This window comes from Rhodococcus sp. 06-470-2 (genome assembly GCF_002258235.1).
In the GTDB taxonomy this organism is placed as follows: domain Bacteria; phylum Actinomycetota; class Actinomycetes; order Mycobacteriales; family Mycobacteriaceae; genus Rhodococcoides.
In genome coordinates this window covers 36,097-50,299 of the sequence record NZ_NOYB01000040.1, presented here as the reverse complement: position 1 = coordinate 50,299, position 14,203 = coordinate 36,097, and the positions used below count along the sequence as shown (strand labels likewise).

12 protein-coding genes and 1 pseudogene are annotated in these 14,203 nt (G+C 63.8%); 9 read left to right on the top strand and 4 right to left on the bottom strand.

What is annotated here, in order from left to right; all coding sequences use genetic code 11:
- Positions 1-18 precede the first annotated feature (18 nt).
- The 4 genes from CH276_RS23045 (at position 19) to CH276_RS23030 (ending at position 1,588) form a co-directional block, all read left to right on the top strand.
- Positions 19-309, top strand: coding sequence for a hypothetical protein (locus CH276_RS23045; RefSeq protein ID WP_032398153.1), 291 nt, complete (start codon positions 19-21; stop codon positions 307-309).
- 50 nt (positions 310-359) lie between these two features.
- On the top strand, positions 360-779 hold the full coding sequence (locus CH276_RS23040) for a hypothetical protein (RefSeq protein WP_094629423.1): 420 nt from the start codon (positions 360-362) through the stop codon (positions 777-779).
- Positions 776-1,069 (top strand): transcriptional regulator, encoded by a 294-nt coding sequence (locus CH276_RS23035; protein WP_094629422.1) that lies wholly within the window; start codon positions 776-778, stop codon positions 1,067-1,069. Before CH276_RS23040 ends, CH276_RS23035 begins: the two co-directional genes overlap by 4 nt.
- Before the next feature lie 96 nt (positions 1,070-1,165).
- A complete protein-coding gene (locus CH276_RS23030; RefSeq protein ID WP_032398156.1) occupies positions 1,166-1,588 on the top strand; it encodes a VOC family protein in 423 nt (140 codons plus the stop codon).
- A 15-nt stretch (positions 1,589-1,603) separates the two neighbouring features.
- Here CH276_RS23030 and CH276_RS23025 read toward each other — a convergent pair whose 3' ends face one another.
- The 4 genes from CH276_RS23025 to CH276_RS23010 all read right to left on the bottom strand — a co-directional run bounded on the left by CH276_RS23025 (position 1,604) and on the right by CH276_RS23010 (position 6,497).
- On the bottom strand, positions 1,604-2,875 hold the full coding sequence (locus CH276_RS23025; protein ID WP_094629459.1) for an MFS transporter: 1,272 nt from the start codon (positions 2,873-2,875) through the stop codon (positions 1,604-1,606).
- A 13-nt stretch (positions 2,876-2,888) separates the two neighbouring features.
- A complete protein-coding gene (locus tag CH276_RS23020) occupies positions 2,889-3,524 on the bottom strand; it encodes a GyrI-like domain-containing protein (RefSeq protein ID WP_094629421.1) in 636 nt (211 codons plus the stop codon).
- 118 nt (positions 3,525-3,642) lie between these two features.
- Entirely contained in the window at positions 3,643-5,187 is a 1,545-nt protein-coding gene (locus CH276_RS23015) for an alanine/glycine:cation symporter family protein (RefSeq protein ID WP_094629420.1), read from the bottom strand.
- A gap of 92 nt (positions 5,188-5,279) precedes the next feature.
- On the bottom strand, positions 5,280-6,497 hold the full coding sequence (locus tag CH276_RS23010; protein WP_235387101.1) for an EAL domain-containing protein: 1,218 nt from the start codon (positions 6,495-6,497) through the stop codon (positions 5,280-5,282).
- Positions 6,498-6,683: 186 nt separating this feature from the next.
- On the opposite strand from CH276_RS23010, the gene CH276_RS23005 reads away from it, so the two are divergent.
- The 5 genes and pseudogenes from CH276_RS23005 (at position 6,684) to CH276_RS22985 (ending at position 13,938) form a co-directional block, all read left to right on the top strand.
- On the top strand, positions 6,684-8,048 hold the full coding sequence (locus tag CH276_RS23005; protein WP_094629419.1) for a serine/threonine-protein kinase: 1,365 nt from the start codon (positions 6,684-6,686) through the stop codon (positions 8,046-8,048).
- 30 nt (positions 8,049-8,078) lie between these two features.
- Positions 8,079-9,413, top strand: coding sequence for a flavin monoamine oxidase family protein (locus CH276_RS23000; RefSeq protein ID WP_094629418.1), 1,335 nt, complete (start codon positions 8,079-8,081; stop codon positions 9,411-9,413).
- Between the two features lie 11 nt (positions 9,414-9,424).
- Positions 9,425-9,822: pseudogene (locus tag CH276_RS22995) on the top strand (alanine:cation symporter family protein); the annotation flags it as partial.
- Positions 9,823-10,083: 261 nt separating this feature from the next.
- Positions 10,084-11,688 carry an SLC13 family permease gene (locus CH276_RS22990; RefSeq protein WP_094629417.1) on the top strand — a complete coding sequence of 535 codons (1,605 nt, stop codon included), beginning with the start codon at positions 10,084-10,086 and terminating at the stop codon, positions 11,686-11,688.
- 186 nt (positions 11,689-11,874) lie between these two features.
- Complete coding sequence (locus tag CH276_RS22985) at positions 11,875-13,938, top strand: AMP-binding protein (protein WP_094629458.1); 2,064 nt, start codon at positions 11,875-11,877, stop codon at positions 13,936-13,938.
- Positions 13,939-14,203: the final 265 nt, after the last annotated feature.

Below are 14,203 nucleotides of genomic sequence, written 5' to 3'. Positions count from 1 at the left end.
GCATGGCAGTGTGGACCCATGGCCGAAGAACCGGAACACACCGAGGACGGTCACTACATCGTGATCAAGGGTCGCCGTTGGCGCGCAACGGATCCTGATATCCCGGAGGATCGAAATGCCGAATTGCGGTCGATTCTGATGGCGTGGCGCAGGGAGGTCAAACGCACGTCGGGTGCACCGGAATCTCGCGCAGGCGTGCAGGCCACCAAAGTCGCCCTCGGCGAGCGAGGAACCCCGTGGTGGGAGCAGTCGGACGACGAGCGACGGGCCCGATGGGAATCGGAAGTGGCGAGGCCGTCCGACACCTGACATCCGCCTGATGGTTGCCATAGTGGAAACTATCCAATACAGTTTCCACTATGGAAAGCATCGGAGAACCCACACCTGCCGAAGCCCGAACGGCTCTCGACGACATCGATCGAGTTCAGCGCGCAGTACGAGACACTCCGTGGCCGGTATGGCTGTATCCGGTCAACGCCGCGCTGCTCGCGATGTTCGCACTGACCGCCCTTCTCGACAGCCGGGTCGCGTTCCTGGGTGTCGCCGCGGTGATCATCGCGGTCAACGTCGTCACCGGATATCGGATGGGGACGCCGTGGGCCCTACCCACCGACCGCGGCTTCCTCACCTGTGTCGCGCTGTCGGGTTTCTCCGTCGCGCTGGCGCAGGCTGTCGGTGATCCCAGCGGACCGGCCTGGCCGGTTTTTCTGCTGGCGGCAGCAGCCGCGTCGATCTACTCGATCGGATCGATTCTGCACTACCGCAGTACGCGTCGATGAGCGATCTCGATCCGATCATTCACCCGGCCCACCGGCTCCGAATCTGTGCCCTTCTGGCCGCTGCGACAACGGTGGAACTGGCGATCGTCAAGGAACACAGCGGGTTGAGCGCATCGGCGCTGAGCAAACAGGTCGCTGCTCTGGTCGATGCGGGATACGTCGAGCAGCAGCGATCACGGACGGACTCGCGGCGACTGTGGTTGTCGTTGACCAAGGACGGTAGAACGGCCTATCGACGTCACGTGGCCGCACTGCGCGCCATTGTTGCCGACACCGACGCATCCATCTGATCTTCTGCGGTGACTTTCCCTCACGGTGCGGGTCTACCGATTCGACGGATCCCGTCGTAGTTCAGCCCGCTCGTTCATCAGAAGAAGGAGACTTCGATCATGTCCATCCTCAACCCCTATCTGTCGTTCCGAGACAACGCGCGCGAGGCGATGGAGTTCTATCGGTCGGTCTTCGGTGGCGAGCTGACCGTCACCACGCTCGGCGAGGCCAACGCCAGCGAGGATCCCGCTGACCGGGACAAGATCATGCACGGCCAGTTGACCACCCCGAACGGGTTCACTCTGATGGGAGCCGACACGCCGTCGTCGATGGAGCACACGCCCGGGAACACCATGAGCGTCTCGCTCAGCGGCGACGAGGAGGACGAACTGACGAGCTACTGGAACGCGTTGGCCGTCGACGCGCAGTTCACGATGGGTCTCGACAAGGCCCCGTGGGGCGACACCTTCGGTATGTTGACCGACAAGTTCGGTGTGCAGTGGATGGTCAACATCGCCGGATCCCCCAGCGAGAGCTGAGTACGGCTTCCGCCGCTACCGGACGAGGTTCTTCGGCGAGACCACCTGTTGGAGACCGTCGGGCCCCCAACCTCGATCGAGTGCCGTCAACAACGATGCACAGCCGATACCGGACAGGACGAGCGCGGAGCCGAACATCGCCGTGTAGCCGAACAGGTCGCCGACCACACCGGCTGCGATCCCGGCTGCGCCCTGCGCGAAGACGATTGCGCACGCCATCAGCGTGTAATCGCTTCCCGCGAAACGCTTCTCGGACGCGTCCATCATCAGAGCGAACACCGCCACCGTGGCCGCACCACCGAGGACGTGTTCGGTGATGTTGGCGGTGACCAGAAGTGGGAAGCCGCCGACTCCCAAGGAGGCAACGACATACAGGGCAAGGCTGAGCGTTTGACTCACCCCGCCGACCAGCAGCGCCCGACGCCGTCCGTGTCGAAATGACAACCATGCCCCCAGTGCGGCTCCCCCGAGCGCAGCCACCGACGACAGACCGCCCTCGACCAGCGCTATCCGGGGCAATGACAGTCCACTGTCCGACAGGAACGGACCCACGAGGGCCGACCCCATCGAGTTACCGAACTTGAAGCCGATGATCAGCAGGATGAACGCAACCATGCCGGGCCTACGCAGTCGGGACCACCAGGCAACCGCCAGCCGCACCGGCGTTTCCGGCTCGGCCGCTCGGTCGGATTCGGCGTCTGCAGCGTCCAGTTGCGTCCGCATCCACCACACCGGAACAGTCGTCAGCACGATGAGCAGTGCCATCGCGACGAACAGCACCCGCCATCCGGCAAAGGTGAACAGCCACAACAGCAGTCCGCCGCCGCACACCATCCCGATGCGGTAGGCACCGACCTGCAGACCGTTGCCCAACCCGCGCTGCGCCGCGCTGAGCGTACGCACCGCGATACCGTCGGTCGCGATGTCCTGCGTCGCCGAGAGAGCATTCATGACGAAGATTCCGACGAACAGCCAGCGCAGTGTCGAGGACAGATCGAGGAACGACAACGCCAGTGCCACCGCCGCGGCCGAACACTGCAGCGACAACAGCCACCGTCGCCTCGATCCGTACCGATCGACGTACGGAGCCCAGAGAAATTTCAGCGCCCACGGGAGAAACAGCACACCGGTCGCGCTGATCTTCACCAAGGAGAAGCCCGACTCCCGGAGGACGACAGGTAGGGCCTGGGTGAAGAATCCGAACGGCAGTCCCTGTGCGAAGTAGAGCGCACCCAGGAGAGTCAGAGTCCCGGCGGTGAACGATGCCGGACGCACCGCATTGGTCATGCCGGTCATCGTGTCAGAGCGACGCCGACTCCGCCGAACGCGCCACCGGCTGGCGGAGGATGGTGCGCAGCTTCGTCGGCTCCACCCTGCGCGGATCGCTGAGATAGATCTCGTGATGTTTGCCGGTCATCGTCATTCCAGAACTGGGAATGTATCGGTGATGGAGCTCGTCGAGTACCGGCGTCTCGTCGTCGTAGGACCCGACATGCAGCGTCTGCACGCACAGCCCCTCGTCGAGAGTCTCCAGTCGAATTCTGCTCGACGCATCCGAGGTGCTCTTCTCTTCCGCGGACGCCTTCGCCACGTCGAACATCCGACGGTCGATCCAGTCGGGCACCATGATCATGGCCGTCCAATTCCACTCGGCCTTGTTGCGGGCGGTCGTGAACGAGGCCATGTTCTCGGCCCACCACAGAGCCTCGAGCGGCGGAACGACATAGTCGCGGTCGAGGGTGTTCTTGCTGGCGAACTTCAGTGCATAGGCCACGGGGTAGAGCGCCCCGATTGCTTCGGTGTACTGCGGAGCGGTGTTCGGATCGCCGTGTCCGTCGATCATCAGGAAGGTCAGCGGCGGAACGACAAGGGTACGAAAGATGTTGTGGTGCGCAGAGTATGCGTCGAACGTTTTCTTGAAATCGACTTTCGTCATTCGGCCCCCGGTTACCACCACTGTCGAATACTGCGAAACATCTCCAAGAGATACCCGACAACCGACATCGACGAGACCGATACCGCCCGGTCTCGTCGATGTCGGTTCGTCCGATCTGTCACACCCCGGCGTCGACCTTGTCCGGCTCGCCTCGGCGCATCGCCAGGTACTCGGAGAGTTCGCGCTTGACCACCGGCAAGAGCAGGTACAGGCCCGTGATGTTGACCAGCGCCAGCAGGAACAGCGTCGCATCGGCGAAATCGAGCACGGAACCGAGGGACAACACGGTTCCGATGACGGTGAACATGCAGAACATCACGTTGAAGAAGGTGCGCGAGAAGCGGCTCCGTCCGAACAACGACGTCCATGCCTGCAGTCCGTAGTAGGCCCAGGTGATTGCGGTGGACAGAGCGAACAGTGCCACCGCGACAGTCAGCACGTACGGGAACCACGGCAGCACCGTCTCGAAAGCGTCGGAGGTGAGGGTGACTCCTCCAGCGGGAAGCTCACCTGTCTCGGCGACGATCGCCCGCTGGTCCTGCCAGGTGACGGTGTTGGCGATCACGATGGTCAATGCCGTCGCGGTACAGATGACGACCGTGTCGATGAAGGGCTCGAGCATGGCCACGAAGCCCTCGGTGACCGGATGCCTGGTCTTGACGGCCGAGTGCGCGATGGCCGCCGAACCCAGTCCGGCCTCGTTCGAGAACGCGGCGCGCTGGAATCCGATGATCATGACGCCGAGTACGCCGCCGGCCACACCCTCGGGTGAAAACGCACCTTCGAAGATCGCGGTGAATGCCGTGGGGACCGAACGGAAGTTGACGGCGATGACGACGCCGCACGCCACGATGTAGATCAGCGCCATGGTCGGTACGAGCTTGGCGGTCACCGCCGAGATCGATTTCATGCCGCCGATGATGACCAGTCCGATGATCAGTGCGACGACGATACCGAATACGGCTTTTGCTCCGTCGGAGCCGAGGAATCCGTCCTCACCACCGGTGACCGAACGGACCTGCGCGTAGGTCTGATTGGCCTGGAACATGTTGCCGCCGCTGATCGCGAAGAACGTGATGACGATGGCGTAGAAGACGGCCATGACCTTGCCGACCTTGGCGAGTCCCCGCTCCGCGAGACCCTTGGTCAGGTATTTCATCGGCCCACCGGAGACGGTGCCGTCCTCGTTGATGTCTCGGTACTTCACACCGAGCGTGCACTCGACGAACTTCGATGCCATACCCAGCAAGCCGGCGAGGATCATCCACAGGGTCGCGCCGGGGCCACCGAGCGTCACTGCGACGGCGACACCGGCGATGTTGCCGAGCCCGACGGTTCCGGACACCGCGGCGGTGAGGGCTCTGAAGTGACTGACTTCTCCTGGCGCGTCTGCCTCGTCCTCCTTGCCGCTGACCAGAATCAACGCTCTCTTGATTCCGCGGACCTGGATGAACTTGAACGCCACCGTGAAGATGACGGCTCCGACGATGAGCCACAGGACGATCAATGGAACAGCGGCTCCACCGATATTCACGGTGAAGAAGACGACATTCGACACGGCAGCGGAGATCGGATCGAAGGCATTGTTGATCGCCGTCTCGATGGAGCTGATCGTGCCTCCGTCCGCGGCCAATAAATCGGTTGCGAGGGGGTGAGAGCTCATGGCTTCGAGTGAACAGCACGGGGACGGCCGAAGACGTGATTTACCGAATTTCGGGCAACAATTTACTTGATCTTGACGATGAGCCCGCGGACTCACATCGCAGATCTAGCCGGTATCCGTCTCAGAAGCACCGTTGCAGCATCCAGTACGACATGACGGTCGTAGGTGAGGCGGTAGTCGTACATCGGGGTGCCGTCCTCGGCCGCTCCTCGCTCGACCGCGATGAGCGCCACGCTCGACATAGGAGCCACGATCACGATCGAACGTTCCAGTGCCAACGGTTCGTCCGCGTCCACGAACACTTTCCGGAAACCTGATTCCGGCGACGCGGCATTCGAGTCGAAGACGGCCATCAGCGCAGTACGTGCGGCGAGGTCCTCGAAGATCGCCTCGCGCGCAGGCGTCAGGCCGGTGGACGCACTGACGGTCGCCAGTACGACGGTCGAGGAACCGGTGCCGTACGCACTGTGCAACAGGCTGTTCTCGATGGCGTCGAGCAGTGTCGAATCCGCGTGCCTGCGGGCGCCGAGAGCATGGGTGAGCCCGTAGGGCGTGACCGCAACGGGGGCACGCACGGTCAGCGTTCCAGTCGGATCGAGCGATCGGACCGGCCCCTGCACCTCGCCGAAATCCGGAAGAGCCTCCGGTGCCCCGTAGAGATATCCCTGCCCCAGCACGGCACCCATGGCGAGCGCACAACTCTCGTGATGCTCGGTCTCGATCCCTTCGGCCAGAACCAGGGCACCGGTGCGCTCGGCCTCGGCGGCGACAGCGGCAACGATGGCGGCGGTCTCGTTGCTCGAGCGCCCCTGTACGAGTTCCATGTCCAGCTTGATCACGTCGGGACGCAGCAGTGGGATCAGGGCGAGGCTGGAAGAATCCGCCCCCACATCGTCGATGGCGACTCGCCACCCCAGGTTTCGAGCGTGTTCGGCCGCCCTCAGCAGACCGGCCGGATCACCCATCAGGTCTCGCTCGGTGATTTCGACGATGATGGACAGCCGCGACGCGTCCTCGAGAATCGGTAGATAGTCCCGTGGAGGCGGTGCATCGAGGGCGATGGGTTCGGCATTGACGAACAGTGCGAGCTGGTCGGGATAGCCGGACTCGAAGGCACCGCGCAACGCGCTGATTCGGCAGCGCCAATCGAAATCGGCAGTGACGCCCTGTGCCCGCGCCACGCCCAACAGTTCCGGCGGCGAAATCGGCGCACCGCCTCCGCAGGTCCGCACCAAGGCTTCGTACCCCACGACGGCGCGTCCGTCCAGCGTCACGATCGGCTGGTAGACCGACGTGATCCGGACCGACATCGGCGAAATCTCCGCACTCGCCGAGGATCGATGCATGGGTGGACCCTCCCTCGATACTGATCGATCGGTCCCCACCCGGGGCATCATCATGCCCGACCGCACCCTGATGTCGACACCCGACTGCGGTCTGCGCGTCTGTTCGTTGGTTATATGGTGCTCCGAGGACTCGAGGAACGGCGGTGACCGATGGTGGGAGCGGACTCACGTCCTCATACCCCTCACGACCGCCTCTTCGCGGGTCGATACCGACTGGGCACGATCCTGGGGCGCGGCGGAATGGCCGACGTCGTGCACGCCGACGACCACGTTCTCTGCCGATCCGTAGCGGTGAAGATATTCCGCCACGGCGAGCCCCCCGACACCGCCCAACGCATCGATGCAGAAATACGGACTCTCGCGTCACTGTCGCACCCGGGTCTGGTGACGCTGTACGACGCGGGCACTGCGCTCGATCCGAGCGGGGTGCCCGTGCCGTACCTGGTGATGGAGCTGGTCGACGGTCCGACTCTGAGCGCGTATCGCCGGAGCCGAACGATGGACACCGCCCACGTCGCTCGGATCGGATACGAGCTGGCGGAGGCTCTCGCCTACATCCACGGTCAGGGTGTGGTGCATCGCGACATCAAACCGGCCAACATCCTCCTTGCGCATGCTCCGGACGTATCGATGGGACAGTGCGCCAAACTTGCCGACTTCGGCATCGCTCGTATCGTCGACGCCGAACGACTCACCGAGCACGGCACCACAGTCGGTACTGCGCACTACCTCAGCCCGGAGCAGGCGACAGGTACCTCTGCAGGTCCCCCGACGGACATCTACACGCTCGGGCTGGTTCTCATCGAATGCCTGACCGGCACAATGGCATTCGAGGGAAGCGCGGTTGCAGCGGCGGTGGCGCGTCTACACCGCGATCCCGCCGTTCCCGAGGGGCTCGGATCGGACTGGCACGCGTTGTTGACGGAGATGACATCGAGACGGCCGGAGGATCGACCGGCCGCAGCTGCGGTCGCCCACCGGTTGCGTGGGCTCTCGCGAAGCACGACATCTATTCCCCGCACCGCCGCGATTCCAATGGAAACTGTGAACACGGTTGCGCCCCCAGCAGTTTCAGCGTCGACCGAAGCGGAACCTCCACGCCGTCGATGGATCGTTCCTGGAGCAGCGGCTCTGTTCGTCTCGCTGGGCGCAGCGATCCTCTGGGTCGCAGTCGGCACGGGCGAGGAGCCGGAGCCCCTGTCACCGTCGACGCCGACGCCGACGCTTGTGCAGTCGCCCGCGGCGGCGCCCACAATGCCCGCGCCCGCACCTGCGAGCCCGATTCCAGTGCTCTCGAACCCACCTGAGCCTACTCCCGGACCCACGACGAATTCGCTTCCGACCGAGCCCGCTGCGCCGGCTCCGCTACCGCCGGGTGACGACAAAGGAAGCTCGGGGAACGGCAACGGGAACTCGGAGAAGGGCAACAAGAGCCCCGGCAATTCGGGAAACGGCAACGCGAACGGGAACAGCAACGGAAACAGTGGCAACGGCAATTCCGGCCGAGGGAACTGACCCCGCGGCCGTCGACAGACAGGAGTGACGGTGACACACGTCGATACCCTCGTGGTGGGAGCAGGTATTTCCGGCTTGGTCGCTGCGACACTCCTGCATCGCGCCGGTCAGCGCGTCGTCGTTCTCGAGGCCAGAGATCGCGTAGGCGGTCGCGTCCGGACACTGCGCACCGACGAAGGCACCCTCGACGTCGGAGCGTCCTGGATTCACGGAACAGACGACAACCCCCTCGCCGATGCAGTACACGCTTTCGGAATGCGGACCGTCGAATTCACCGTCGGTAGCTACCAGCCGGACGGCAGGCCCATCGCGTACTACTCCCCTACCGGGACCAGGTTGAGCGATGCGGCCGCCGCCCAGTTCGGTGCCGACGTTCACCACTTCGACGAACTGTTCGCGACGACCATCGCGAATTCACCCCCCGGAACGTCGTTCGGTGACGCGGTGGAAGCAACTCTGACGCAACTGGATTGGGACGACGATCGACTCGAACGAGTTCGTGAGTTCCTGGGACATCGAGCCGAGGAACAGTTGGGGGTAGGAAAGGATCTCCTCGACGCGCACGGTTTGGACGACGACGCCATCGAGGGTGACGAAGTCGTGTTCCCGGATGGTTACGACGAATTGGCCGTTCGGCTGGCCGAGGGGCTCGATGTTCGACTCGAACATGTTGTGACGCAGGTCCGGTGGGGTCGAGACGGAGTTCTGGTCGATACCGGGTCCGGGAGGTTCTCGGCCGAGCGCGCTGTGGTGACGGTGCCGATCGGCGTACTGAAGTCTCCGGCGTTCACGGTGGAACCTCCTCTGCCGGAACCCGTTTCGGGTGCCCTGGAACGATTGGAGATGAATGCCTTCGAGAAGGTGTTCATCCGGTTCCCCACCAAGTTCTGGGACGAGAACGTCTACGCCGTGCGGCAGCAGGGCGAAGCCGGACGCTGGTGGCACTCCTGGTACGACGTCACCATGCCGCCGGGGCGTCCGACGCTTCTGACGTTCGCAGCGGGCGCGTGCGCTCAGCAGATCCGGCACTGGTCGGACGAGCGCATCGCGGACTCGGTTCTCGAGGCACTACGTGGCCTGTACGGTGACCGTGTCGCTACGCCGGACAGCGTGTATGTCACTCGCTGGCAGGACGATCCGTTCTCCCACGGTTCGTACTCGTACATGACGGTGGGTTCACGTACGCGCGATCACGACGAACTGGCCACTCCGATCGGCGATGTACTTCACCTCGCCGGTGAAGCAACGTGGACCGATGATCCGGCAACGGTCACCGCGGCGTTGAAGTCGGGACATCGTGCAGCAGAACGGATTCTGGGGCGTCCGATTCCCTACCGAGATATCTGGGGTGCTACCGAGGAGTGACGGATGGCACCGTGGATACCGTCAGTTCAGTTGTGGATTTCTCGGCAGACCATCTCTACAGCGTTTTTCACATCTATCTGTTGATCGGCGTCGGGCTGTACTTCACCGTCCGCACCACGTTCGTCCAGGTCCGGTTGCTGCCGTCGATGTTCGAGTCGATCGGCGGATCTCGATCGAAGCCGAGGGCGGAATCTCCGCGTTCCAGGCATTCTGCGTCGGTCTGGCATCTCGGGTGGGTACGGGAAACATCGCCGGCGTAGCCATCGCCATCACTCTCGGTGGACCGGGCGCGATCTTCTGGATGTGGCTGGTTGCGGTGGTCGGCATGGCGACTGCGTTCGTCGAGGCGACTCTGGCGCAGATGTACAAGGTGCGCAATCCCTATGGCAGCTTTCGTGGTGGCCCGGCCTTGGGTAAATGGGCCTTCGGTGCGCTGGCGGACTTCGAGGCCATGCGGCGCGAGGGTCGCGAAGACAAATTCGTCGGACGCGGCAACAGTCATCTGCCGGGCGACCTTCCCGGCGACGTGTGGGATCCGGTGCTCGACAACGATCCGACGATGAACAAGCCCGACGTCGCGCGGTAAGCGTCGACACCGGCCCCAGCCAAGTCGGACCTTTCGGACATTTCACGCGTTAGGGTGATGAAACGTCCACACCGAGGAGGATCCATGACGCAGGTCGGCGACGAGGAGAAGGCCGGGCGCTCATCCGAAGGCCACGACTTCGACGAGGTGGATCAGAGATCGGCCGGAGAACGAGAAGCCGAAGTGCAGCCCGGTCGCCGCAAGCGTCAATGGGTCGGCCTCGGCGCAGGCATCCTGTTGGCCATCCTCGTGTACCTGATTCTCCCCGATGACGTAGCGCATCCAGCGCGGCTGACCGCAGGCACCGCCGTCTTGATGGGTATCTGGTGGATGACGGAGGCGGTGCCCATCCCGGCAACCGCACTGCTTCCCCTGGTCATCTTTCCGGTCTTCGATTCCGATGTCGCCGTCAACGATGTCGGAGCTTCCTACGGCAACAACATCATCTTCCTGTTCATGGGCGGATTCCTCCTGGCGCTGGCCATGCAACGGTGGAATCTGCACCGACGTATAGCCCTGTTGACCGTCGACGCGATGGGCACCAAACCGACGATGGTGATCGCCGGGTTCATGATCGCGACAGGCTTTCTGTCGATGTGGGTGTCCAACACGGCCACCGCCGTCATGATGATTCCGATCGGTGTCTCGGTGCTGGTTCTGGTTCTCGACATCGGCAAGAAGGCCGGAGCGGTGCCCGGCACCGGTGCTGACTCCGCCCCCGACGACGACACCATCACCCAGGCCGTCATCAAGAGCAACTTCGGGACCGCTCTGATGCTCGGCATCGCCTATGCCGCGTCGATAGGCTCGCTCGGAACCATCATCGGCACTCCACCCAACACTCTGCTGGTGGGCTACCTGGAGGGGCAGGGAATCACGATCGGGTTCCTCCAGTGGATGATCGCCGGTGTTCCGCTCGCCGTGATCCTGCTCGTGACCGCCTGGTTCCTGTTGGCCCACGTGATGTTCAAGCCGGAGATCGACGACATACCCGGTGGCAAGCAGCTGATCAGAGGCGAACTCGACGCCCTGGGCAGGATGTCGCAGGGTGAGATCCGGGTCGCGATCGTCTTCTCCCTGGCGGCAGTGTCGTGGGTGGCCGTTCCGCTGATCTTCGACGATGCCCCGATCTCCGACACCGGGATCGCCATGACAGCAGCACTGCTGCTGTTCCTGCTGCCCAGCGGAAGCAAGAAGGGCGTACGCCTGATCGACTGGGAGACCGCTGTCAAGCTGCCCTGGGGCGTGTTGCTGCTGTTCGGCGGCGGGCTCGCCCTGTCGGCCCAGTTCGAGTCGAGCGGCCTGACGGACTGGATCGGCAGCGTCGCTGGTGGCCTCGACACCATTCCGGTGGTCATGTTGGTCGTCGTCGCCACGGCCGCGATCATCTTCCTGACCGAGATCACCAGCAACACCGCGACGGCCGCGACGTTCCTTCCGGTGGCAGGTGGCGTCGCGATGGGCATGAACATCGACATTCTGGTCCTGACCGTCCCGGTAGCGCTCGCGGCCACCTGTGCGTTCATGCTGCCCGTGGCGACTCCACCGAACGCGGTGTCCTATGCCAGTGGCTACATCACGATCGGCCAGATGATGCGAGGCGGCTTCTGGCTCAATCTGATCGCCATCTCATTGATCACCATCGCCGCGTACACAGTGTTCGCGTGGTCGCTCGGCATTCAGTTCTGACGGTCTCTACGGAAGAAGTCGATCACTTCGATACCGACTTCGGCCGAATTCGCCCGCACAACCGTGCACCGGGTTTACGATGACGACTTCATCCAGGCGGATGACCCGTTCCAGGTGCGCGCCGCCATCCCCTGGTCGGTGCTGCGTCGGCGTTGCCGTCGACTCGGCAAGGCACGGGGGTGGAACATGGTCTCGGACGTCATCGACTGCAACATGGTCTTCGAGCACGACATCGAGCAGGTATGCGGTGTGTTGAGCGCGGTCGAGTTGTTTCCACGCTACTTCCCCGGGCTCGACCACTGCACACTCCGTGAGTCCACGGCCGGCTACCTGTGCGGAGTCAATGGTGTCGAGCACGCCCTCGACCTGGTGGTGGACAGACGCAACCGGCCGATCATCACCATCGAGCATGTCGAGTCCGGCGGATTCGTCAGATTCACCCTGACTGCGCGCGCGGCCGGTGAGACCAAGATCGATGTCACCGTCTTCAGGGCGGGGCTCGGCGGGTCCTACTCACCCCAGCCCGAGAACAACCGCGCAGTGGTCGATTGGGTGATGGGTGGTCTGCGCCGTCTCGAGAACTCCCTTTCCGGAACCTCGACGTCGATCGTGACCAACACCGGCGATTCGCGGTCGCTGCCGCTGGCGATCATGAAGACGATGGTGGGAACCGGTGTCATTCGTGCTGCACGTCCCGACCGCGCGTACCGACAGCTGAACTCGCTGGCCAAATGGGGTTTCACCCTCGGCGGCGGTTTCGCGGCCGCAGCAGCGAAGTCGCCGAACGAGATCGCCCTGATAGACGACCGAGGAACCCGTACTTTCGCGGAGATCCACCACCGTTCGCACCGCATCGCAGCGGGTCTCGACGCGTCCGGAATCAGCCCCGGAAGCACCGTCGGGGTTCTGGCTCGAAACCACTCGGCGATGATCGAGTGCACCGTCGCGTGCGGCATGCTCGGCGTCGAGGTGGTGCTTCTCAACACCGGTCTCGCTGCCCGACAGATCGAGACGATCGCCGCCCGCCACCAGCTCCGAATGCTGTTCGTCGACGACGAGTTCGATTCGATGGTGCGCTATCTGCCCGACCACGTGACTCGGGTGAGTCTGTCTTCCCATACCGCCGTTCCGCGTCGACGCACCCTCGAGCATTTCGTCGCAGCCCCGTCCGCCACGTTCACCAGGCCGGACCGCCCCGGGTCGGTTGTCGTGTTGACCTCCGGTACCAGCGGCTCACCGAAGGGGGCGGTTCGGCCCACGCCGAAGGGCTTCGGAACCGTGGCAGCCATGCTGTCTCGCATGCCCCTTCGGATGAACGAGAGGATGTTGATCGCGGCACCGATGTTCCACAGCTGGGGGCTGGCGGCATTGCAGATCAGTACTCCCCTGCGAGCCACTGTGGTCCTCCTGGACCGATTCGATCCGGAGGACTGCCTGCGGGCGATCGAGGCGCACAGATGTACCTCGTTGATCGCGGTTCCGATCATGCTGCAGCGGGTACTCGACCTGCCCGACGAGGTGCGCTCACGTTACGACACCTCGAGCCTCCGGGTCGTCGCGTGCAGTGGATCGGCATTGACAGGGTCGACCGTCAGCCGCTTCATGGACGTCTTCGGTGACGTCCTCTACAACTTCTACGGGTCCACCGAGGTCTCGTGGGCCACGATCGCGACTCCCGAAGACCTTCGCGCTGCGCCGGCGACCGCCGGACGCCCTCCCCTTGGTACGACTGTGGCGGTGCTCGACGCGGACGGTACTGCCGTTCCAATGGGGACCCTCGGCCGAATATTCGTCGGCAACGACATGCTGTTCGACGGGTACACCAACGCCGCGCCGCCGTCGACGGCGTCCGCCCGCGGAGCTGCCCTGATGGACACCGGCGATCTCGGGTACATCGACTGCAACGGACGGTTGTTCGTCTGCGGCAGGGACGACGAGATGATCATCTCCGGAGGCGAGAACGTCTTTCCGGGCCCCGTCGAGGATGCCATCGCCAATCTTCCGCAGGTCGGCGAGGTCGCGGTCGTCGGTGTGCCCGACCCCGAATACGGGCAGCGTTTGGCCGCATTCGTCGTCGGCCGTGGGTCGGCCGGCCTCGATGCGGACATGGTGCGCGCCTACATTCGAAATCGTTTGAGCCGCTTCTGCGTTCCCCGCGACATCACGTTCCTCGACGAACTGCCCCGAACCGCGACCGGCAAGGTGATCAAGAGAATGCTGATCGAGCCGCCCACCGCCGCTGGGATGTGACGTTCCGTTCGAAGGCACGGCCGGCGATGCACGCTCGGTCACTCTCGATGCCGACAGCCGCGAGCTGGATCGCGTTCGGACCTGCGTCACAACCGACGCCGTGACCGAAATTCGGGCTGTGTCGGCGACGCGTGTCGACAACAAGGTTCTCATCGCGCCTACCGACAGACAGTCGATCGCCAGCACACTGACGAGGCGGAAACCGACGGTTCCGGATAACCGGCGCCCAGACCCGGTGTGTCTGTCACGCCGAACCGAACAGCCC